Below are 20,666 nucleotides of genomic sequence, written 5' to 3' on the forward strand. Positions count from 1 at the left end.
GCCACGCCGATCTCCGGTCCGGCGTGGGTGTAGAGGGTCATGTCCGCCACGCGGGTAGCCATGCTGCCGACGACGTTGACTATCGCGAGAACCTTAGCGCCCCGCTTCTTCGCCAGCTTCATCGCCGCGAGAGTGTCGGCGGTTTCCCCGCTCTGGGTTATCGCTATCACGAGGGTGTCCTCGTCTATCAGGTCCTCGAACTCGTAGCGGAACTCGCTTGCGTCTTCAACGATCGGAACCCTCTTCGCGAGCCTCTGGAAGAGATACCTGCCCACGAGACCCGCGTGGTAGGAGGTGCCCATTGCGATTATGAATATCTTCTCATAGCGGGCTATCTCCTCCGCCGCCTTCTTCACGGCGTCGATGTTGCCGTGGATTGCGTCCTTTATCGCCATCGGCTGTTCGTATATCTCCTTGAGCATGAAGTGTGGATAGCCGGACTTCTCGGCCATTTCAAGCGTCCATTCAATCTCCTGGACCGGCTTTTCAACGACCTCGCCGGTTGCGAGCTTTTTGATAACGTAGAAGTCCTTTCCTATGACCGCGTACTCCCCGTCGTCGAGGAAGATGGCCCTGTTTGTGTACTCGAGGAAGGCCGGCACGTCGCTGGCCGCGAAATTCTCGCCGTCCCCTATTCCAAGGACGAGGGGACTTTCATTCCTCACGAAATAGAACCGGTCGGGTTCCCCGGCGTAGATTATGCCAAGCGCGAAGGAGCCCCTCAGTTTCAGGAGGGCATTCCTCATGGCGTCTTCGAAGCTGGGGGCACTCTTAAGCTCCTCCTCTATCAGGTGGGCTATAACCTCGGTGTCGGTATCGCTTTTGAAGGCGTGCCCCCTGGAGAGCAGGTGCTCGCGAATCTCGGCGAAGTTCTCGATTATACCGTTGTGGACGAGCGCTATCCTTCCGGTGCAGTCTGTATGGGGGTGAGCGTTAACATCGCTTGGAACGCCGTGGGTGGCCCAGCGAGTGTGCCCTATCCCGCGCTTTCCGGGCATCTCAAGGAGGCCGAGCTTTTCGGTGAGCTCGTCTATGGCGCCGGCCCCCTTCTTTATGAAGAGCTTTCCTCCGTCCTCCGTTACAACGCCGGCGGAATCGTACCCCCTGTATTCGAGCCTCTTGAGCCCCTTGACTATTACCTCGCACGCGGCCCTATCTCCGATGTAGCCTATTATTCCACACACGGCAACCACCCGCTTTATTACTCTCTTCCCTGATAAACCGCCGAGAGTTAAAAGCCTTTCTCAGGGGGGCTTTTTTCAGGCATTAATATGCCCTTTGGTTCATCCATCGATTGGGAAAAAGTCTTTAATAGTTGTTGGGCTACCTACTCAGGGTGGCCGGATGAACAGGACGCTCGATGAGTTCCTTGGGGCGACTCCCCCGAAGGTTCTGGAGGATGGAGATAGCGGGGAGCGGAGGAGAAAAAAGAAGCGGCTGAAATCAACCAGTCTGGAGTCTTTTCTTCCGCAGGAACACGTGGACTACTTCAAGCAGCTCCGCATAGGGTCGAAGAAAATAAGAAACGCCCGGGTGGAGGAGCTATAGCGCCTCTGCTACCACGGCCTTCCCGCCGACCCTGAAGACGAAGGCCCTTCTGTCCCCGCTCAGGTTGGCCTCTATCCTCTTCCTAACCCGCCAGTACTCCTCCTGTGGAACGCTGAGCTTGAGCGTGGCCCTTCCGAAGCCCTCCCTTCTCAGGAAGTCGTTTATCCTCACCGGGTGGAACGGGACAACGCCGACCACGACGTAGGTTCTCTTGAGGTACGGGCTTTTCAGGGGCGCGTCACCCGTTGCAAGAACGCGTCTCTTTTCGCGGAGGAGCATTTTGGCCTCCCCGTTTAGAACGTGGAACAGCTCGTTCAGCAGATCGGCGTAGTCAACGGCCTGCGGGACCTCGTAGAGGTACTCGCCGGGCTTGTCTGTCCATTCGAGGATGTTCTCAAGGTCCGGATTGCTCTCCAGCCTTGCTCCTGCAGGAAGAACAACCGCGCTCCTCTCCGCCCCGGCAAGGGGTTCGGTGTAGAAGGTCAGCCTGTTGAGGGCCCCGAAGAGGTCTATGTACTCAAACTCCCCCTTCCAGGGTATCCTCTCGCGCCTTATCTGCGGCGGGAGGTCGAAGATGAACGCATCGGCCCGGGATTTGTACGTTTCGTAGATTCTCAGCGGGCTGGGCAGGAGGTCTTCCAGCCGCCTTTCGGGCATTTCCGGGGGCCTGGCGGGGTCTGAGAAGATGACCTCGGCGTCGATCCTCTCGACCGTCTCGGGGGCGAGCGAGTCGGCGTTGATGAACTCGATGTTCGGGACTCTGTACTTTTCGGCGTTTCTCCTGGCGAACTCGACCTTTGCGGGGTCTATGTCGATCCCGTAGGCCCTCTCAACCTTCATGGCGTAGAATATGAGCTGGATCCCAATACCGCAGGAGACGTCCGCTATGCTCCTCACGCCGGCCTTCTCAAGGCGCTCCGAGCGGTACCTCGCGACTATCTCATGGGTTGAGTAGCGCAGACCCTCGAGATCCATCCAGAGGTCGTCGCGCGAGAACTTGTCCTTCGCTTTGATCCGCGCCCTGGCTATCTCCGCAATGATTTCCCAGTCACTGCCAAGCCTTGCGCGGAGCTTCCTCTCGTCGTAGCCATTTTTAATCAGCTCCACAGCTTCCCTGACCTTCTCCTCGCTTATCCCTTCGAACATGTTTTCGCCTAAGGGGAGAGGCTTAAAAACGTTGCCCGCGATATTCCTGCTTGGTGGTATAATGCAGTGGCGAAGGATAGCCTTCATTCTGATAGTTGCCGTCACTATCATCGGCTCCCTGTGGTACCTGTATGACTTTGCTTCCCGGCCCGTTTTTCGTGACTACGTGGGGGATGAGGTCTGGTACGTCCCCGCGGGCAGGAACATCCTCCACAGGCTCGGCGTTGATCTGACCTACGTGAACGAGACCACGGGCTCCCAAGGGGTAAACGTCATCTTCTCCAACCAGAGCATGCGGATAAAATACCAGTACAGAGTGGAGAAAATCGCCATGGGGCACGGGGCAACCTACGAGAGGGAGTACCTCAAGTTCCCGGGCGTTTACTTTGAGCTCCCTCCAGACGAGTTCGAGCCCTTCCTTGAAGAAGTCCGGAGGGAAATACCCGAGGGGGCTTACTATACGGTTCCCGGCTACTGGTATCCCGACAAGGACAACATCCAGAACTACCTCAACACCGAGCATCCTTTCCTCGGGAAGGACCTCATAATGCTCGGCATGCTCCTGGGGGATAAGCCGATAAACTGGCGCATACCCGGCATCATCGCCTTCGCCCTCATCGAGCTCCTCGTCGTCCTCGCGACTTACCGGGTAAGCGGGAGCTATCTGGCGGCCCTCATAGCCCTGGCCTTTATCGTCGCGGACCCCACCCTCCAGGCGATGTCTGTGGTGGCCATGCTTGACATCCACGTCGCCCTGTTCGTCGCCCTGTTCGTGTTTTTCCTGGCCTACGATAGGGACCGCCTCGCGGCCTTCGCCATTGGACTCGCCGGCTCCACCAAGCTCAGCGGCGCCTTCGGGTGGCCCATCCTCCTTGGGAGGGCCCTCAAAAGGGAGAAGAACCTCATCAGCTTTCTCGTGACGATAGCGGTTCTTCCAGCGGTTGGATTCCTCCTGCCGAACGTTCCGGCGATGGCAGCTATCGGACCGAAGAAGTGGTTCGACGAATTCCTCGGAGGCTTCAGATGGCATCTCTCCAACAAAGGAGGTCATCCCGCCGCCTCTCCCGTCTGGGAGTGGTTCATAAACAAGAAGGCCTTCGCCCTGCACTACAACCCGGACATCTTCGCCCAGACCGATCCCTTCCTCCTTCTGGCGATGGTGCTCTTCATCCTTGCCCTCCCGTGGCTTTACAGGAAAAAATCCGGAATCCTGGCATCTTTCGGAGTGTTCTGGAGCACTGTGGCAGTATTCCTCCTCCAGTACGCACTCGGGGGCACGACACAGTTCAGCTTCTACGCAACCGCCCTGGTTCCCCCCGCGGCGGTGGTCATGGGGGTGGCCCTCAACGAGCTCCTCCGCTGGGAGGCCTTCAGGGAGTCAATCTGGCTCTACCTGGAGTGGCTGCTGGAGATAAAGGACAGGATAAGGCTGAGGCTGGGGAGGTGAGGGACGTTCATCGTCGAAACTCCTGGAAAGTTGCAAGCTGGGCATTCTACCCCAAGATATGACTTGAACATAGGGATCTACTTCACGGTGGACGAGTTCGTTGAGGGGAGAGAGTTCGAGAGGGCCGAGGAGCTTCTGAGGAGGCTGGATAAACGCAAGGGTTATATCCAAAACAACAAGATGAAAGTTTAGTGAGTGGTATGCCAACAATTTTTGAGATAATCAAGTCTCCAAAACTTAGTGAAAAACTCGAGGAGCTCATCGAGACGGTAGAAGACATTAACGATGATTATTACCCTTTTGAGATTAGAGAAATTCACATTTCCGGAAGTGTCTTACGAACCTCGAAAGCGAGAGACGTCGACATAACCATACACGCCTTTGAAGTCCCGGAAGTTAAAGAAGAATGGGAAGCTTTTATGAAAGCCCTCCGGGAGAACAAATTCAACATCCTGAATCTTGTTGACTCATACCGGGAGGATATATATCCAGATAGAGTTAATTTCGAGGAGTTTGTCTACTGGCACTTCGAGGAGCTAACTGAGCTGGGGCTAGAACAATTCTGGGTTAAAAACTGGCTCCCGCTATTTCGACTGGGAGACTTCACAGAGGCTGCAGCCCCTTGGGACGTACGGAGCTCGATATCAACTTTAATCCAGAGAGAAATCTGCAAAAGAATCCACTGTGGAAATCTCGAGCTCCATGTAGTATACTACGCCGAGGGGAAGTGGCCAGAAAAGGAGTATTTTCTCAAAATACCAAGTATACCTATTTGGGATTATAACATGGGGCTCCTTGAGATCTCAGAAGATAAGCTCAAAGAGCACTTCATTAAGGAATTCCACCGTCTAATTGAACTGAGTCTAAAAATAATCGATGGTAGCATTGGCGTTTTTGCATACAGGCCCGCCATTTATTTGATGAAAGAGGAAGGGGATAATTCGTTCCTGACAAAGATTTTCAGAGAGGCCGTTCAAAGGGAGATTTTGATTCTACAAAAGCTGGTTGAGAAAGGAAGGCAACTAAACCTGGCATCGTTATCTATTCAGGAGCTTCAGGACATAAACACGAAACTTAGGAACAGCCAGAAACATATAGAGCATCTCGGGATAGTATGGGAAGCAACAGCTGACGTCTGGGATGAGCTGATAAGAACGCCTATGACATATTTACCAACACTTTCTAAGAAGCATAAAGTCCAAACCTTTGAAAAACTGCTCTTAAAAATGGTTTCACGGAGGGTAATCTCTTCATACCCTAGAGTTATTAAAAGCAAGGATGTAAAAGCAATTTTCGAAGAAGTAGGACTTTTAAAGGGTGAAAAATAAAAACTGAAAATTCAAACAGCCTTCCAGAACGGGTCCTGCTGAGCCTTCACCTTCGCTGTCATCTTGAGGGCCCTTATGTCGGTCTCGTCCATCTCGTTCTTGAGCTGCTTGGCGAGGATTATGACATCGTTCTTGCTCAGGTCAACGTAGAGCGTCTCCCCCGGGTGGATGTGCCTGCCGACCATCGCGCCCTCGATGGCTATAGCAACGGCGTCGCCCTTCTTGGCCTCCTGGACGAAGTCGTTCTTGTTCTTGATGGACTTGATGACGCCGATCTTCTGGCCGTTCTGCTTGATGAGCGCCACTCCGGGTCTTATGCGGCCCTCCACGACTTCGATGCCGACTATGGCCGGGTGGCTCCTCCTGAAAATGTAGCGCTCGTCCGGGTAGAGCCTGATGACGCCCGGGAAGGTGACCTTGCTGAAGAGTTCGCGCTTCCGCTTTTCTTCCTCCGCCCTGATCCACTCCTCGTAGTCCTCGATGAGCTTGTATATAATGCTCCCAACGAAAATCGGGACGCCCTTGGCCTTGGCGACCTCTTCAGCGTCCTCGTTCACCCTGACGTTGAAACCCAGAACAACGCCGTACTTCTCTTCCTCCTCGCGGACGCTCAGGGCCTCCATCACGTCGGTCTTGCTGATGTTCCCTACGTCGGCCTTTCTGATGGGGATCCCCTTCTCCTGAAGCTCCTTGCTGAGGGCCTCGAGGCTTCCGAGGGTGTCGGCCTTGACTATGACGCCCACCTTGCCGGTGCTTATGACGACGCTCTGTATCTGGCTCAGGATCTCCTGCCTGGCCTTTTCAACGTCCTCCTCCGAGCGGGCCGCTATAACCGGCGAGCCGGCTAAAGCCTCCTCAAGTCCCGGGGCGGCTATCTTTATACCCGCCGCGGCGGCGACCTCCTCAACCTGGTCGAAGCGGAACCTCGGGTCGCGTATCTCGTCGAGGGGCTTCGGCTTGAGGAGGGCGCGGATTTTTGTAACTATCGCCTTGTCCTTGCCTCCAACCACGATGGTGTCGTCCCTGCGGAGGGTTCCGTCGTATATTATGACGTCAAGCGTGGTTCCCAGGCCGACTTCCTCGCGTATCTCCAGTATAGTACCGCGCGCCGGTCCTTCAACCTCGATCTTGAGCTTCTCCTCGAGGTACTTCTGGCTGAGACCGGCGATGAGAACGAGAAGTTCAGGAACGCCTATGCCGTACTTGGCCGAAATCGGGACTATCGCCAGCTCGCGGGTGAAGTTCTGAACGCGGTCAAAGCGGTTGGCCTGGAAGCCCATCTCGTAGAACTTCCCTATGAGCTCCCAGAGCTTGGTTTCAAGCTCTTGCTGGGCCCTCTGATCCTGCTTTTTGATGTTCACGAGGAACGGCTCGTCCTCCTCCACTTTCCATCCCTTAATCCTGTCTATCTTGTTGGCGGCGACGATGAAGGGTGTCCTGTTCTTCCTGAGGATCTCGATGCTCTCTATGGTCTGCGGCTGGAAGCCCTCGTTGATGTCCACGATGAGTACAGCCAGGTCCGCCAGGCTTCCTCCCCTCGCGCGCAGGCTCGTGAAGGCCTCGTGGCCGGGAGTGTCGATGAAGAGCAGTCCAGGAAGCTTTATCTCGCCCTTCCAGAGCTGGATGAGCGGGCCGGCGAGTCCTTTGACTGTCTCGATCGGAACCTCCGTCGCGCCTATGTGTTGGGTTATTCCGCCGGCCTCCTTGCCGGCGACGTTCGTGCGCCTGATCCTGTCAAGGAGGGTTGTGTTGTGAACGAGTATGCCGTTGGCCACGAAATTGTGGGTATCGGTGGTAAGGTCATATACGTAGCCGTCGTATTCTTCCTCCTCAACGGCCTCAACCGGAATGAAAACAAGGTTCTCGGCGATGTTGCGGAGGTAGGCTATATCCCTTGAGTCGAACTCTCTGTTGCGCCATACCTCGATAAGTTCCCTTCCAAGTTCGGTTAGCTTTCCATTTTTGATCAGGCCATCCCTCTCAAGGGCCTTCAGGTAGTTGTGGTCTCTCGAACGCCCCTCAAGGACAGCTAACTTGCGCTGGAGCGTTGGGGAGCCCCTCTCAATGGCATCAAGGATCCTCATCAAAGTTTCATAGCTTGGCGCTTCCTCCCCCTCGTACTTACCGTAGAACGGAACGTAGGAGTTAAGTTCCGTCCTTGTGAATCCAAAGAGCAGTCTGAGCCTCTTAAGTTCCTCGAAGATCGGGTAGGGCTCACTCTTCCTGCTCTTTTCTATGATCCGCTCGAGCCTTTCCCATTTCCCCTTCACCGTGAAGCCGATATGCCTCTCGAATGCAAGGAGATTTCTCTTTCCGGAGATGACGAGCGTGGTGTATTCCGAGTGGTAGACCTTGGAAACTATTCCGTAGCGGAGGAGAACCAGTGAGAGATCCCTGATGAACTCCCCCGACGCGCTCGTCACCTCGATTCTGGCGTTTTTAATGCTCACGTAACCATCGGCGTCAAAGTATCCCCTGAGGAACTCGGCCACGTACTCCCCGGGTGCCATGAAGAGGACGTTGGGAACCCTCATCCTGTGCGCCTTCTTCTCATCCGGGAACTCGAAGAGATGCCTCAAGAGGCGCAGGAGGGCGTTCTTACCTTTCCTCACCTCAATTTCCCAGGAGGTCCTCCTTCTAACGCGTCTCAGCTCAACTCCGAGACTTTCGATCCTCCTCAGCCTTTCGAAGATCTCAACGTCGTTGTTCGCTATCTTGTCCTGACTTCCGTCCCCGAACATCACTCCAGCAAAGTAGAAGAGAGCTCTCCATTCCTCATCGGTTTTGGGGAGCTTTACGTAATGGAGAGGCTTGCCGGAGCGGTGGATTCTTGGTGTGAAGGCTATCCTCTCAACGTGCTCCCAGCCGATATTCCCAATGTCTTCCGTGCGGAAGACGTTTCTTTTCACCTTGTAAGCCTTTTCTCCCCCAAACGTCATCTCTGCTTTCTTTAGGCCGTTCTCATCGAGCTTTGCAATGAGCTCCTCCGTTGAGATCTTCGAAATGACGTATGAGCTGAATACCCCTTTATCCTCGTTTCCGTGGATGAACCTTGGAACGGCAACGTAGTCCCCAGGTTTGAGTTGATCTGCCCTCACCCATCCCCGTGTCGTCAGGAAGGGATGTTCTGGGGTCACTCCAACGCTGTGCCAGTTTTTGAGCTTAACCCTTACGATTTTGCCCCTGTGCCTTACCCTCCAAACGTAGGGACTTTTCAGGGATGAGAGCTTCCCATCCCCAGTGGCCCCGATTACGATTTCTTCAAAGAGCCTTATCTCCTTTTCCGGGTCTTTTTCCACAATGTCCTTTCCACGTTCAAAGACTTCCTTAAGGGTGATCATTCCAATGCTTGGGAGCACCACCTTCTCCTCGGGGAGGAGGCACTTACCATGGTCAACATGACCGAGAACCGCAATGATGGGCTGCCTGATCTTCTTCGTCATCTTCCTCACCTCTGAGCTTAACTCCGGCGGGGGCTTTTAAAGGTTCGCCGGCGGAAGGATTAAAAGTTCCAGTGGTAATCCCATGAGGGTGTGTGAAATGCTGGCCGGGTTTGCAGTTACGGTGATTTCAGCGGTCATTGGATTCGGGGTATCCCTGCTGGTCTGGAAGGGGGACGGGTACAGGGCCTCGGTTTACGGCATGTTTACATCCCTTACGCTGACCATCGTCTGGATGTTCTACTTTGCGACCATCAATCCCCTCCGCGGGGAGATGGTGGCGGGCGAGACCGCTTCCGGGAGAGGAATCGGCCTGGCTCTGCTGTTTGCGGTGTACCTCAGCTACCTCATCGCCTACCTGCTCGTTAGGAACGCCGGCCTGACCCTTCACCGGGCCGCCTCATGGGAAAACAACGTAAGGAAGATGTCCCTCTTCGTTTCGCTCGTCTCTGTGGGTCTGTATCCCAGGCTCCTCGGTGTCTATGCTTCCCTTTACCTTATAATCGGCGCCTGGCTCCTTAAAAATCGTGAGGAGTATATAATGAACATGACAAACGCCGAAAGGCTCGACCCTGGCTGGATCAGGGGCTTCCTGAAGAAGTACGGTGTTGATGTGGAGGATGTGTACGGCATAAAGGACTGCTTCACGGCCTTGCTGACGGGAAGACGGCTCTTCATCGGCGAAAGGCTCCTGGAGTTTGAACCTGATGAGACGAAGGTGATGGTGCTTGGGGCCGCCTACGTCGAGAGCAGAAGAATAGCCGTGAGACAGCTAATCCTTGGTCTCCTTGTGTTCCTCATATCCGGGATGGTAGTCGCGGACATCGGTGATTGGACCCTCAAGCTGGCGGGTGCGGCCTTTCTGACGCTTCTCTCGTGGGGTGTTGACTTGGCGTACATAATTCAGGTACGCACGGCTACGGACAGGTTCGTGGCGGAAGAGCTCGGCAAGGAAACGCTCCAGAGAACTTTGAAGAGGGTTACAGAACTCGCGAAGAGGCGCAAAGGGAAGGATGAGTTTATGGCGCTCGCAAACGTGGAGAAGAGAATGAAGAAGGTTTAACGTTCAAGGCAGTCCATGCTGTCGAGGTACTCCCTCTTTGCCCTGGCGTGCGTGTGGTAGAACCAGTCTGCGGCTTTGCAGTATCTGTAGAGCTCATCCGGCTTGAAGTAGAGGTTTATCTCCCTCTCAGCGCTCTCCGGGCTGTCGGAGGCGTGGATGACGTTATAGATGGCATCGCCGACGTCGAGGCCGTAGTCGCCGCGTATGCTCCCGGGCTCGGCGTCCTTGGGGTCGGTGGCACCGGCCATCTTCCTGACGACGCTTATAGCGTAGCGTCCCTCCACGACCATTACAACGCTTGGGGCCTTGGTGATGTAGTCTATAAGCGGCTCGAAGAAGGGCTTACCTTTGTGCTCCTCGTAGTGCTTCTCAGCCAGCTCGCGGGTAATCCATATCATCTTCATGCCTACGATTTTAAGCCCCCTCTTTTCAAAGCGGGAGATTATTTCGCCCATCAGCCCGCGGACAACGGCGTCGGGCTTTAGTATGACGAGTGTTCTTTCGATCTTCTTCTCAGCCATTGACAACACCTCAATGAATACAACGGGATAGTGTTAATAGGTTTTTGGATTCACTTTTTGCGTCTGAACACGAATTCACAATATTCTGAGCCCATCGACTGACATTTGACCTCTTCTCCCTCCCACTGCTCACCCGTGAACTCTGTCAAAAACTGGGAGAGTTCGCCCGCGTAGTTAATGTGGAACTGGTATGAGTAACCCTTCCGGGAGGGGAACAGGTTTCTGCCCCTTAGAACGACGAAATCTTCCTGAACCTCCACTATCTCGATCCTTCCGCCTCCACTGGATTCAGTTGCGAATTTAACGGACAGCAAAGCATCGCGAAGGTTGTCGTACTGATTCCTTGCAGCCCTGCCGATACCTATGAACTCCTTCCTTCCCCACAGGTAAAGGAAGCGTTTTCCGTCCTCCGGGCCGAGGTATTCGTAAACGAACTCAACCAATGATGCCTCGCTGTCCTCGTTTATGAGCTGAACCCTGGAGTCGCCCATCCACAGATTCCCTTCATCATCGAGCCAGAGATCCCTTTTTATGGATTCAAGAGTTGTGTGTCTCTCCAGAATGGCCTCCACACCGAGCTCGGTTTTGATATACGGCACCTTGGGGGAAGGTATTTTGAGAGGCTGGAGAGAGCGACGCAGGGTTATATATCCATCCCTAACATCAAAGACGTAGTCAAAGGGCATTAAACCCGCCGTTAAGTCGCTTCTCTCAAACACGTCCTCGGAAAAAGCCGCGAAGGTTTGGAACCCCTTTCTCTTTATTGAGTTCACCAGCCTCACGATTGCCCTGAGGTACGCCTTTGAGTTGGACTGGAGGGTGTAAAGAACGTTTAGGTCGTCTATAACGAGGAAATCAAACCCCCCTCCGGACATTGTGTCCCTTATCACCGCGGACGTTATTCCGAGGTCGAGAGGATTGGAGAGCACGTTGGCCCCCTGGATTCTCTCAACCCCGTAGAGGTTTGAAAAACCATCGAAGATCCGCAGCTGACCGTTCTCCACAAAACCTGAGTAGTCGATGTTGTAGTGAAGGAGCTCTTTTCTGAGCATGTCCGGGGACTGCCGGAACTCCACAATCAAAACCCTGTATCCCGCCTTCAGAAGGTTGAAAACAAGCTGATGCATTAGGACAATGTTGTCTCGACAGATTGAACCTACAAACGCAAGGCTGGATCCCTCTTCAATGCCCCCACCTAGTACCTCATCCAGGCGCTTCATTCCCAGCGGAATCATAGGATTCCCCCGGGTTAAAGTGTATTGAAGGATTTATAACAATTGCGAATATTCAAGGTAAGTTATTAGAACGGGAGTCGGCAAACATATGGGAGAAAAGAAAGAAATCACTTCTTCCTCTTGGCCCTCTGAAGGCGGGCCTCCTCGAAGGCCTTGGTCCACTTGAGCTTCCTCGGGTTCCTGCCCATGAAGTAGTACTTCTCGCACTTGCCCGAGCAGAAGAACAGGACTCTGCCGTCGTTTCTGACGTACATCTTGCCGGTTCCCGGCTCGAACTCCTTTCCGCAGTAGGAGCAGACGTTCCACCTGGCCATCGCGATTACCTCCTGGTCCTGATCTCCCTGGCTTCACGCTCGGTCTCCCTGAGGATGACTATGTCGCCGACGCGGACCGGGCCCTTGATGTTCCTCCTGATGACGCGGCCCTTGTCACGGCCCTCAAGAACCCTAACCTTGACCTGAGTAACGCCACCGGTGACGCCGGCCCTGGCGACTATCTCAATAACCTCAGCCGGGTATCCTTCGTCGCTCATTTCTCACACCCCTTAACCTAAAAATCCCTCGCACGGATGAACTTAAATCTTTCCGTGAATGAAGGGAAAAGGAGCTCACTTCATGAGCTCCCTGACCTTCATAGCGATGTCCTCAACGAGCTCGCGGCCCTTGCCGGGCTCAACGATGGCTATGCTGGCCGACGGGACCTCAAGCCCGGCAGCGGCGCCGAGCTCCTTCTTGCTCGGAACGTAAATGTACGGAATCTCCTTCTCCTCGCACAGCGGCGGGAGGTGGGCAACAATCTCCTCGGGGTCAACGTCCTCAGCGATGACAACGAGCTTGGCCTGGCCCCTCTCAACGGCCTTGGTCGTCTCGTTGGTACCCTTCCTAATCCTTCCGGTGTCGCGAGCGAGCTCGACGGCCTCAAGAGCCTTCTCAGCAAGCTCAGCCGGAACCTCAAACTTGACGTAGCTTGGCTTAGCCATTTTTCATCCCTCCGGAATCCTCATCGTTCATCGAGTTGTGCATGCTCGATTCTGGGGGAGGCTTTAAAAGGATTTCGATATCAGCAGCGGCCAAGCTCTTCATCCCCCCAAGGGGTCAGAAAAGGAAAGAAAACCTCATCATCTCCGGTGTTCTCACCGGGACTCCCTGCCGTAGCCCTGGTATATCTCCAGGCTCCTCCTGGCGCGGGCACGGGGAATCGAGTGGCCCATAATAGAGACGATTTTGTCTGCCCTCGCCCCACCGTGGCGGAGCATCTTGGTCTCGGTCTTTATCTTCTCGATCCGGAAGGTGTAGCCGCCGACCTCTAGAACCTCGCCGACGACGAACTCCTCGTCCCTGCCGACTTTGACCTTGAAGGCCTGGGTTACGCCCTTCGGCAGATAGATGGAGACCTTGATGACCTTCGGGTAGGTTAAGCTCTCGCCCCAGAGGGTTCTTATCTCGCCTATCTCGGCCCTTTCCACGCGCCTGTCGCCCTCAAGCTCTATGCCGGTTATCCTAACCTCATCGTCTTCGGTCTCAACTATGTCGCCCACCCGTATTTCCTCGCCCTCCGGCAGTTCGACGGAGGTTCTGAAACTCCTCTCGTGCTTGCTGACTATCAGCGGAACCTTGATGAGCTTTGGAAGCGTGATGATCCACACGTTGCCGCACTCGTTGCAGCGAAGGGTGAGCTCCCTTCCCCTCTCCTTGATGACCTCAACGTCATCGCTACCGCACTCTGGACAGATGAAATACTCCTCCATGTCTCTCACCAGTGGAAAGAAGAGGGGAGGCGTTTATAAAGGTACTCACTCCTTCAGGAAGACCCTGTAGGTTCTTCCCTCCTTCATGCGGGTGATGAGCCCCTTCTCCTCCATCTCGCGGAGGATTATGCTGACCTTCGCCTTCGAAACGCCGAGCTTATCGGCGAGTTCGCTCTGGAGAACCGGGCCCTCCCTCAGCAGGGCGAGTATCTTCTCCTCGTCGCTCCTCAGGTGGGTCTTCTCCCCCTCGCGCTTCCTCTCGCGGTAGAGGATGTAGCCGTAAACGGAGCCGCCGCCGATGAGGATGCCCACCAGGAAGGTCCCCACATAGAGGAGCGGGGATGGCTGGGAGGGGGTCGTTATCTCGCCTGAGAATCCCACTATGAAGTAGAACTCGTCGCCGGCGCGGAGGTCGCGGCGCGTCCACTCAAGCAGGAGCCGGCTTGTGGAGCTCTCGACCCTGTCCGGCGATGGAATTATCGGGGAGAGTACCGCGTAGCCCCTGGGGACGACCAGCTGCATGTGGAAGAGGCCCACCGGCTGGCTGAAGCGTATGTAGTAAGTGAACTGCTTCTTCCCTTCGTCCTCGGTTATCATGCCTCTGGTCGTGAAAGTCAGCCGTATCCTCGCGCTCTCGCCCGGACCAAGGGTTGGGAAGTACAGGTAGATGGCGTTCGTTCCCCCCAGGACCTCCCTGACCGTCACGTTTGCCGGTTTCACGCCGCTCTGAAGGTCTAGAACGGCCCGCGGATCCTCCACGGGGTAGTCCGTGTAGATAACGTACTGGCTGAGGTTTGTATGGGAAGTTAAATCAATCTCAATCGTCTCCTCCACCTGGCTGGGAGTAACCACGTCGAAATAGACGGCGTAGGCGTTTATCTCGTAGTCGTATTCCTGTGCGCCCACACCGTGGAGCGCGAAAGAGAGGAAGAGGAGAATGGAGACTAACCCAATTAAAGCTGGCTTCCTTCCGCGGGGTTTTTGATTTTCAGCAGAGGGCATACGTCCATACACTCCCTGCAGTGGGTGCAGAGCTCACCGTTCACGACGATCTTTCTGCTCCTCGGGTCGATGCTGAGCGCCCCTTCCGGACACTTACCGACGCAGACGCCGCAGCCGACGCACTCGTAGGCCCTCTTTATGAGGTAGTACGCCTGAACTCCCTCGCCGAAGTCTCCGGTGTATGCGCCGTCCTCCCTAAAGATAACCTCCCCTGCTCTTATGTAGTTTTCGCCCTCCTCGACCTCTCCAAGGATCGGGGCGACCTCTTTAATCCTCCTCAGGTTCACGACGGTGTTGAAACGAACCGTGAAGGTGCCGTCATCGTTCTCCACCATCGAATACTTCACGGGCTCCCAGGAGCGCTCCTCCGGAACATCCACGCCCAGCTCCTTCGCTATCGCCTTCTCGCCCCTGCTGAGCTTCTTCCACCGCCAGAAGCCGTAGGTTATCCACTCGTCAGGCATTCCAAAGCGCTTCCCCCAGCGTTTGAGCTCGTTCTCCCACCTGGCCCAGAGTTCGGGCTTCTCCTCCTTGAGGGTGTAGATTTCCGCCAGGGAGGCGCTCGGGCAGAGGAAACAGCCTATTCTGTCAAGTCTGTCCTCGTAGAGCGGGTTGTACTTGAGGTTCCTGCTGAAGATGTAGAGCCAGACCTCCAGCGCGCGCCAGTGGAATATCGGCGATGCTCCGGTCTCGTTCGGCACCCAGGGGTTCTTCCAGACCCTCGGCTGTTTAAACCTCTTTATGCTCTCGTACTTCCTCTGACCGACGAACATGAGAACGCCCTTCGGGTAGTTCTCCTTTATCGCCATGGTTATCGGGCCGAGCTTCGTTACTTTACAGCACCAGCGGTAGTCCCTGCCCGGCGGGGAAAAGACGTGAAGGGCGCGCCAGAAGGCGTCGCCGGCATCGGCAACTATGAACTTAATCCCCTTTGGCTCAAGCTCCTTCCTCAGCTCCTCGACGTATTCGAGCGTTTCCGGGAACTCTATGCCGGTGTTGTTAAAGAAGACGGTGAAGCCCTCGTCGCCGAACTCCTCCAGAGCCAGGCCGAGAACCGCCAGGCTGTCCTTTCCGCCGGAGAAGGCCACCGCTATCGGCAGGTCGGAGTAGCGCATGGCAGTTTTTCTCATGAAGCGCTTCGCTTCCGCCACCTTCTTCTCGAGCTCGATGCTGTTTGCCCTCAGCACATCTTCCATCGTGGCCTTCCTTCTCTCGCGGTAGTTTACCGCCTTTTGCCGCCTGACCTTAACGCCGGTTCCGCGCTCTTTGTTGGCCAGGGATTCGTAGTCCTTCTTCGCTATGCCGGTTGCGATGACCTCACCGCTCTCGGAGACGAGGATTACGTCGTCGTTCCGCCTTATGCTCTGCTCCGCCTCGATTATCCCGACGGGCAGGAGGTTGGAGCCGTTAAGGATCGGCTCTATGGCACCTTCATCGACGATTATCCACTTCCCCATTGACTTCCCAAAGCGCTTCCACAGCGCCATTGCCCCCTCGACCTTCAGGCCGGGCTTCCACTTCAGCTCCAGCGGGTCGAAGCGTATCCAGCCGAAGACGTAGCCATCGAGTATTACCTCGTAGGTGTCATCCTCCCCGGGCGTCTTGTTGAGGAGCACCACCTTCCCCTCGAACAGCTCGCCGAGGTCGACGCCGTAGTGCTCCCTGAAGACCGAGCGTATGAATTCAATGTCCTTTTCAAAGGCGAACCTCAAATCGCCCGGGGGAGTGATGTTAAGGCGGAAAACGCTCTCCTTTCCGTGGACGGCACAGCTATCTCCGATGAGCGGGACGTTGCACTTCTCGCACCAGTTTATGTAAGCCTTACCGAGGAATACCGGCCTTCCCATTTTCTCTCACCTGAGGCGAGAAGGGAGCGGGGGTTTATAAATGCGACTGGGATGCAGCCGCTCCCTCCCCAAGGTTTTTAAATGGTTTCACTTCAGGGCTTATGAACACTAACCGGAGGAGATAGTAATGCCATTTGCTGGAGCAGCGCTTATCATAATCGGAGTGTTCCTTTTGATAATGCTTCTGCTGAGCGTGAAGGTGATCCGTCCGTATCAGAAGGGTCTCGTCGAGAGGCTCGGAAAGTTCAACAGAATCCTGGAACCGGGAATACACTTCATAATACCCTTCATGGAGCGCGTCAAGGTTGTGGACATGCGCGAGCACGTCGTCGATGTGCCGCCGCAGGAGGTCATCTGTAAGGACAACGTCGTCGTCACCGTCGATGCCATCGTTTACTACCAGATACTCGACCCCGTCAAGGTCGTTTACAACGTCAGCAACTTCCTGATGGCCATCATCAAGCTCGCCCAGACCAACCTCCGTGCCATCATCGGTGAGATGGAGCTCGACGAAACGCTGAGCGGAAGGGACATCATCAACGCCAAGCTGAGGGAAGAGCTTGACAAGATAACCGACCGCTGGGGTGTCAAGATAACCCGCGTTGAGATACAGCGCATAGACCCGCCGCGGGACATACAGGAGGCCATGGCCAAGCAGATGACTGCTGAGCGTGAGAAGAGGGCCATGATACTCCTCGCGGAGGGCGAAAGGGAGAGCAAGATAAAGAAAGCCGAGGGTGAAAAGCAGGCAGCCATACTCCAGGCCGAGGGTGAGAAGCAGAGGCAGATACTGGTCGCGGAAGGTCAGGCCGAGGCAATACGGAAGGTTCTCGAGGCACTCTCGATGGCCGACGAGAAGTACCTCGCCCTCCAGTACATCGAGAAGCTCCCCGAGCTCGGAAGGCAGGGCAACCTGATCGTGCCCTACGACACCGAATCCCTAATCGGACTGCTGAGGATACTCCAGAAGGTGAAGGACATCCCGATGCCCGAGACGCCCAAGCCTTCCAGCGGCGATGGTGGGGAGGAAGTGACCCCCTCCGAGCCGGGTGAAGGTGGCTCAGATTTGAATCCGGAAAAGGCTTAAAGGCCCTTTCTTAATTTTTGATGGTGGTGAGCATGGAAGCGCTCCCAATTTCCCTTCTTATCCTCGGCCTCCTCGTGATAGCCCTGGACATGATGGTTACCGCGTTCATAACCCCGATCGGAATAGCGATGGTCGTCATGGGGCTCCTGATGGGGTTCGGGGTGAGCTTCACGGAGAGCTTCGTCGCGGCCCTCATAGCGGCGGTAATCTCGTACATAATCGTTGGCCGCTACGTAAGAAATGATGTCCAGGATGCCGGAAAGGGCAAGTACACCTTCGAGCTGAAGGGCAAGCGCGGGAAGGTGGTTGAAATAGGAAAGGACCACTACATCGTCGAGCTTGAGGGGGACAGGTGGATAGCGCTGGCCGAGGGGGACGAAAAGCCCGGAATCGGCGACACCGTTGAGGTCGTCAATGTGGACGGCGTCAAGCTCATGGTCAGGAAGGTCTGAACTCCGCCCACAGCTCCTCCATCCTTTTTCCAAGTTTCGTGAACAGGCCGTTTCTGTAAACGATCTCTCCGTTCACCATGACCAGCTCGACATCGCTTCCCCGGGCCGAGTAAACCACATGGGAGTGTGGGTTCTCCCCGGGAAGGAACTGGGCCTTTCTGGCGTTTATCAGGACTAGATCCGCGAGGTAGCCGGGCTTTATGAGGCCCGCCCTCAGCCCGAGGGCCTTTGCACCCCCGACCGTAGCCCAGCGGAAAACTTCCCTCGCCGAGGCGACGTCAGTTCTTCTCCTCCAGACCTTGTTCAGAACCGCCGCGAAGCGCATCTCCGTGAACATGTCCATCAGGCCCACTGGATTAGGGGAGTCGTTTCCGAGGGCGATGTTCGTTCCCCTCTCAAAGAGTTCTATTATCGGGGCTATCCTTCCCTCAAGCTTTGCCATGCTCAGGGAGCAGTGAACGAGCGCCGCACCGCTTTTCGCGTAGAGGGAAACCTCTGAATCGCTCAGATAGATGCCGTGGACGCCAATAAGGTTGTCCCCAAGTACGCCGGCCCTTTTGAGGTATTCCACGGGGGAGAGACCGTAGCGGCGTTTGACCTCCAGCACCTCCCCCATGCTCTGGGAGAGGTGAACGTGAATCAGGGCGTTCCTACCGCGGGCAAACTCGCCGATTTCCCTCATCAGCTCGAGGGACACCGTGTTGGTGGCGTGGGGCGCGAGGGTGGGGGTCACGAGCTCATCCTTCCCCACCCAGTCCTTAAAGAACCTGAAGCCCTCCTCGGGCGCGGCTATAGGGAAGTCAATCGTATCCATAACGGTCTGGCCGATGAAGGCCCTTATTCCAACTTCCTGGGCAGCCTTCGCTATTTCGTCGGCGAAGAAGTAGTGGTCGTTTATCGTCGTCGAACCGTTGGCCAGCGCCTCAGCCATTCCGAGGAGCGCCCAGCGGCGAACGTCCCCGGGCTCCCACTCCAGCTCCGCGGGCCATATGACGTCGCTGAGCCACCTTTCTATAGGCACGTCCTCACCAAGGCCCCGGAACTTCGACATGGCGGTGTGGGTGTGGGCGTTGACCAGGCCAGGCAGGATGATGTAGCCGTCTCCCCCGTAAACTTCATCGACGGCGTATTCACCGACCCTTTTCCGGGGGATGACGTCCCGAATGAACCCGTTTTCCACTATGACCGCGATGTTCTTTCTGGCCGATCCGCAGTCAACGGCGGTTCCTATAAGTGCGAACATCCCATCACCCTCTTGGACATCTGACGCGCAGGTACTTAAATATTTTGACATATCGACATAAAGTTGCCCAAAGGGTTTAAATGGGGAGTGTCCCGAATATCCCCCATGCCACTACTGATAATCGTCAGACTCGGGATTGGGACGGTCACCCTGTGGCCGAATTGACGCTCTTCTGGGAGCCGTTGCTCCAAATCGCTACCGTTATAAAGCCCCCCTCAAAGCCTCTGGAGGTGGTAATGATGATTGATAAGATTTACTGTGTCGATGTTCAGCCCGATATGGAAGGTAAACGCGTCAAGCTCGCAGGATGGGTTTACAGAAAGAGGGAAGTGGGAAAGAAGGTCTTCATAGTCCTCCGCGATTCAAGCGGGATAATTCAGGCCATATTTAAGAAAGAGCTGAGTGAGGAAGCCTACGAAAAAGCCAAAAAGGCGGGTATAGAGTCGAGCGTCATCATCGAAGGAACCGTCAGGGCAGACCCCCGCGCGCCCACCGGTGTTGAGATTCAGGCGGACAGAATTGAGATCGTGCAGAACGTGGACTTCTTCCCGATAACGAAGGACGCGAGCGAAGAGTTCCTCCTCGACGTCAGGCACCTTCACCTGCACTCACCCAAGGTCGCCACGATAATGAAGGTCAAGGCGACGATGATGCAAGCAGCTAGAGAGTGGCTCCTCCAGGACGGTTGGTACGAGGTCTTTCCCCCGATACTCGTCACCGGTGCCGTCGAGGGTGGAGCGACGCTCTTCAAGCTCAAGTACTTCGACAGGACGGCCTACCTCAGTCAGTCGGCCCAGCTCTACCTTGAGGCCGCCATCTTCGGCCTTGAAAAAGTCTGGTCGCTCACGCCGAGCTTTAGAGCGGAGAAGAGCAGGACCAGGAGGCACCTCACCGAGTTCTGGCACCTTGAGCTTGAAGCGGCGTGGATGGACCTCTGGGACATCATGAAGGTCGAGGAGGAGCTCGTCAGCTACATGGTTCAGCGCACCCTGGAACTCAGAAAGAGCGAGGTTGAGACCTTCAGGAAAGACTTAACCACCCTCAAGAACGCGGTTCCGCCCTTCCCGAGGGTGAGCTACGACGAAGCCATAGACATCCTCCAGAGCAAGGGCGTCGAGATAGAGTGGGGAGAGGACATGGGCGCCGACGAGGAGAGGATCCTCACCCAGGAGTTCGAGGCCCCGTTCTTCGTCTACGGCTATCCAAAGGGCATTAAAGCATTCTACATGAAGGAGGACCCGGAGGACCCGCGCAAGGTTCTCGCCGCGGACATGCTCGCGCCCGAGGGGTACGGCGAGATCATCGGCGGTTCCCAGCGTGAGGACGACTACAACAAGCTCGTGCAGCGCATCTTAGAGGAGGGCATGAAGCCGGAGGACTACGGATGGTACCTCGACCTCAGGAAGTACGGCAGCGTTCCGCACAGCGGCTTCGGCCTCGGCCTTGAGAGGCTCGTCGCCTGGGTGCTGAAGCTCGACCACGTCCGCTGGGCAACCCTGTTCCCGAGGACGCCGAGCAGGCTGTATCCGTGAGCCCGCTTTCCATTATCTCCTTTATCTC

General features: G+C 55.6%; 20 protein-coding genes. 8 read left to right on the forward strand and 12 right to left on the reverse strand.

What is annotated here, in order from left to right; all coding sequences use genetic code 11:
- Nucleotides 1-1,184: glutamine--fructose-6-phosphate transaminase (isomerizing) (gene glmS / locus APY94_RS07785; protein WP_058939094.1), on the reverse strand; the 1,184-nt coding region annotated here is incomplete at its 3' end.
- Between the two features lie 160 nt (nucleotides 1,185-1,344).
- Here glmS and APY94_RS07790 point away from each other — a divergent pair.
- Complete coding sequence (locus APY94_RS07790; RefSeq protein ID WP_058939095.1) at nucleotides 1,345-1,548, forward strand: PCNA-inhibitor; 204 nt, start codon at nucleotides 1,345-1,347, stop codon at nucleotides 1,546-1,548.
- Here APY94_RS07790 and APY94_RS07795 read toward each other — a convergent pair.
- Nucleotides 1,543-2,694 (reverse strand): class I SAM-dependent methyltransferase, encoded by a 1,152-nt coding sequence (locus APY94_RS07795; RefSeq protein ID WP_058939096.1) that lies wholly within the window; start codon nucleotides 2,692-2,694, stop codon nucleotides 1,543-1,545. The two genes, APY94_RS07790 and APY94_RS07795, sit on opposite strands and share 6 nt — an antisense overlap.
- A 61-nt stretch (nucleotides 2,695-2,755) precedes the next feature.
- Between APY94_RS07795 and APY94_RS07800 the strand changes: the two genes are divergently transcribed.
- The 3 genes from APY94_RS07800 to APY94_RS07805 all read left to right on the forward strand — a co-directional run bounded on the left by APY94_RS07800 (nucleotide 2,756) and on the right by APY94_RS07805 (nucleotide 5,469).
- Nucleotides 2,756-4,141 carry a hypothetical protein gene (locus APY94_RS07800; protein WP_058939097.1) on the forward strand — a complete coding sequence of 462 codons (1,386 nt, stop codon included), beginning with the start codon at nucleotides 2,756-2,758 and terminating at the stop codon, nucleotides 4,139-4,141.
- 63 nt (nucleotides 4,142-4,204) lie between these two features.
- Complete coding sequence (locus tag APY94_RS13875; protein ID WP_281176024.1) at nucleotides 4,205-4,333, forward strand: hypothetical protein; 129 nt, start codon at nucleotides 4,205-4,207, stop codon at nucleotides 4,331-4,333.
- Nucleotides 4,333-5,469 carry a hypothetical protein gene (locus APY94_RS07805; protein WP_157065506.1) on the forward strand — a complete coding sequence of 379 codons (1,137 nt, stop codon included), beginning with the start codon at nucleotides 4,333-4,335 and terminating at the stop codon, nucleotides 5,467-5,469. Before APY94_RS13875 ends, APY94_RS07805 begins: the two co-directional genes overlap by 1 nt.
- Before the next feature lie 11 nt (nucleotides 5,470-5,480).
- Here APY94_RS07805 and infB read toward each other — a convergent pair whose 3' ends face one another.
- A complete protein-coding gene (infB, locus tag APY94_RS12945; RefSeq protein WP_083500637.1) occupies nucleotides 5,481-8,912 on the reverse strand; it encodes an intein-containing translation initiation factor aIF-2 in 3,432 nt (1,143 codons plus the stop codon).
- 97 nt (nucleotides 8,913-9,009) lie between these two features.
- Between infB and APY94_RS07815 the strand changes: the two genes are divergently transcribed.
- On the forward strand, nucleotides 9,010-9,972 hold the full coding sequence (locus APY94_RS07815; RefSeq protein WP_058939099.1) for a hypothetical protein: 963 nt from the start codon (nucleotides 9,010-9,012) through the stop codon (nucleotides 9,970-9,972).
- On the opposite strand, the gene ndk is transcribed toward APY94_RS07815, so the two are convergent.
- The 8 genes from ndk to APY94_RS07855 all read right to left on the reverse strand — a co-directional run bounded on the left by ndk (nucleotide 9,969) and on the right by APY94_RS07855 (nucleotide 16,324).
- Nucleotides 9,969-10,493: a nucleoside-diphosphate kinase gene (gene ndk / locus APY94_RS07820; RefSeq protein ID WP_058939100.1), complete on the reverse strand. Its 525-nt coding sequence runs from the start codon at nucleotides 10,491-10,493 to the stop codon at nucleotides 9,969-9,971. The two genes, APY94_RS07815 and ndk, sit on opposite strands and share 4 nt — an antisense overlap.
- 50 nt (nucleotides 10,494-10,543) lie before the next feature.
- A complete protein-coding gene (locus APY94_RS07825) occupies nucleotides 10,544-11,728 on the reverse strand; it encodes a V4R domain-containing protein (RefSeq protein ID WP_245610439.1) in 1,185 nt (394 codons plus the stop codon).
- Nucleotides 11,729-11,835: 107 nt separating this feature from the next.
- Nucleotides 11,836-12,042 (reverse strand): 50S ribosomal protein L24e, encoded by a 207-nt coding sequence (locus APY94_RS07830; protein WP_058939101.1) that lies wholly within the window; start codon nucleotides 12,040-12,042, stop codon nucleotides 11,836-11,838.
- Between the two features lie 5 nt (nucleotides 12,043-12,047).
- Complete coding sequence (locus tag APY94_RS07835; RefSeq protein ID WP_014011629.1) at nucleotides 12,048-12,260, reverse strand: 30S ribosomal protein S28e; 213 nt, start codon at nucleotides 12,258-12,260, stop codon at nucleotides 12,048-12,050.
- A gap of 75 nt (nucleotides 12,261-12,335) precedes the next feature.
- Nucleotides 12,336-12,707 carry a 50S ribosomal protein L7Ae gene (gene rpl7ae / locus APY94_RS07840; RefSeq protein ID WP_058939102.1) on the reverse strand — a complete coding sequence of 124 codons (372 nt, stop codon included), beginning with the start codon at nucleotides 12,705-12,707 and terminating at the stop codon, nucleotides 12,336-12,338.
- Nucleotides 12,708-12,860: 153 nt separating this feature from the next.
- On the reverse strand, nucleotides 12,861-13,475 hold the full coding sequence (locus APY94_RS07845; protein WP_058939103.1) for an HVO_0476 family zinc finger protein: 615 nt from the start codon (nucleotides 13,473-13,475) through the stop codon (nucleotides 12,861-12,863).
- Between the two features lie 45 nt (nucleotides 13,476-13,520).
- Nucleotides 13,521-14,381 (reverse strand): helix-turn-helix transcriptional regulator, encoded by an 861-nt coding sequence (locus APY94_RS07850; RefSeq protein WP_083500638.1) that lies wholly within the window; start codon nucleotides 14,379-14,381, stop codon nucleotides 13,521-13,523.
- A 47-nt stretch (nucleotides 14,382-14,428) separates the two neighbouring features.
- Nucleotides 14,429-16,324, reverse strand: a complete 1,896-nt coding sequence (locus APY94_RS07855) for a phosphoadenosine phosphosulfate reductase domain-containing protein (RefSeq protein ID WP_058939105.1) — start codon at nucleotides 16,322-16,324, stop codon at nucleotides 14,429-14,431.
- Between the two features lie 127 nt (nucleotides 16,325-16,451).
- Between APY94_RS07855 and APY94_RS07860 the strand changes: the two genes are divergently transcribed.
- The gene (locus tag APY94_RS07860) at nucleotides 16,452-17,411 is read left to right on the forward strand and encodes an SPFH domain-containing protein (protein ID WP_058939106.1); all 960 of its coding nucleotides are present in this window, start codon (nucleotides 16,452-16,454) and stop codon (nucleotides 17,409-17,411) included.
- Between the two features lie 32 nt (nucleotides 17,412-17,443).
- Complete coding sequence (locus tag APY94_RS07865) at nucleotides 17,444-17,863, forward strand: NfeD family protein (RefSeq protein WP_058939107.1); 420 nt, start codon at nucleotides 17,444-17,446, stop codon at nucleotides 17,861-17,863.
- Here APY94_RS07865 and APY94_RS07870 read toward each other — a convergent pair.
- On the reverse strand, nucleotides 17,850-19,106 hold the full coding sequence (locus APY94_RS07870) for an amidohydrolase family protein (protein WP_058939108.1): 1,257 nt from the start codon (nucleotides 19,104-19,106) through the stop codon (nucleotides 17,850-17,852). The two genes, APY94_RS07865 and APY94_RS07870, sit on opposite strands and share 14 nt — an antisense overlap.
- A 239-nt stretch (nucleotides 19,107-19,345) precedes the next feature.
- Between APY94_RS07870 and asnS the strand changes: the two genes are divergently transcribed.
- The gene (asnS, locus tag APY94_RS07875; protein ID WP_058939109.1) at nucleotides 19,346-20,638 is read left to right on the forward strand and encodes an asparagine--tRNA ligase; all 1,293 of its coding nucleotides are present in this window, start codon (nucleotides 19,346-19,348) and stop codon (nucleotides 20,636-20,638) included.
- Nucleotides 20,639-20,666: the final 28 nt, after the last annotated feature.

Origin of the sequence: Thermococcus celericrescens, assembly GCF_001484195.1 — an archaeon.
GTDB classification, from domain to species: Archaea; Methanobacteriota_B; Thermococci; order Thermococcales; family Thermococcaceae; genus Thermococcus; species Thermococcus celericrescens.

Excerpts from the sequence above, each read along its gene's own strand:
- APY94_RS07795 (WP_058939096.1), bottom strand. The coding sequence starts at position 2,694 with ATGTTCGAAGGGATAAGCGAGGAGAAGGTCAGGGAAGCTGTGGAGCTG.
- ndk (WP_058939100.1), bottom strand. The coding sequence starts at position 10,493 with ATGGCTGAGAAGAAGATCGAAAGAACACTCGTCATACTAAAGCCCGAC.
- infB (WP_083500637.1), bottom strand. The coding sequence starts at position 8,912 with ATGACGAAGAAGATCAGGCAGCCCATCATTGCGGTTCTCGGTCATGTT.
- APY94_RS07870 (WP_058939108.1), bottom strand. The coding sequence starts at position 19,106 with ATGTTCGCACTTATAGGAACCGCCGTTGACTGCGGATCGGCCAGAAAG.
- APY94_RS07800 (WP_058939097.1), top strand. The coding sequence starts at position 2,756 with ATGCAGTGGCGAAGGATAGCCTTCATTCTGATAGTTGCCGTCACTATC.
- rpl7ae (WP_058939102.1), bottom strand. The coding sequence starts at position 12,707 with ATGGCTAAGCCAAGCTACGTCAAGTTTGAGGTTCCGGCTGAGCTTGCT.
- APY94_RS07845 (WP_058939103.1), bottom strand. The coding sequence starts at position 13,475 with ATGGAGGAGTATTTCATCTGTCCAGAGTGCGGTAGCGATGACGTTGAG.
- APY94_RS07835 (WP_014011629.1), bottom strand. The coding sequence starts at position 12,260 with ATGAGCGACGAAGGATACCCGGCTGAGGTTATTGAGATAGTCGCCAGG.
- APY94_RS07865 (WP_058939107.1), top strand. The coding sequence starts at position 17,444 with ATGGAAGCGCTCCCAATTTCCCTTCTTATCCTCGGCCTCCTCGTGATA.
- APY94_RS07830 (WP_058939101.1), bottom strand. The coding sequence starts at position 12,042 with ATGGCCAGGTGGAACGTCTGCTCCTACTGCGGAAAGGAGTTCGAGCCG.
- asnS (WP_058939109.1), top strand. The coding sequence starts at position 19,346 with ATGATTGATAAGATTTACTGTGTCGATGTTCAGCCCGATATGGAAGGT.
- APY94_RS07825 (WP_245610439.1), bottom strand. The coding sequence starts at position 11,728 with ATGATTCCGCTGGGAATGAAGCGCCTGGATGAGGTACTAGGTGGGGGC.
- APY94_RS07855 (WP_058939105.1), bottom strand. The coding sequence starts at position 16,324 with ATGGGAAGGCCGGTATTCCTCGGTAAGGCTTACATAAACTGGTGCGAG.
- APY94_RS07860 (WP_058939106.1), top strand. The coding sequence starts at position 16,452 with ATGCCATTTGCTGGAGCAGCGCTTATCATAATCGGAGTGTTCCTTTTG.
- APY94_RS07815 (WP_058939099.1), top strand. The coding sequence starts at position 9,010 with ATGCTGGCCGGGTTTGCAGTTACGGTGATTTCAGCGGTCATTGGATTC.
- APY94_RS07790 (WP_058939095.1), top strand. The coding sequence starts at position 1,345 with ATGAACAGGACGCTCGATGAGTTCCTTGGGGCGACTCCCCCGAAGGTT.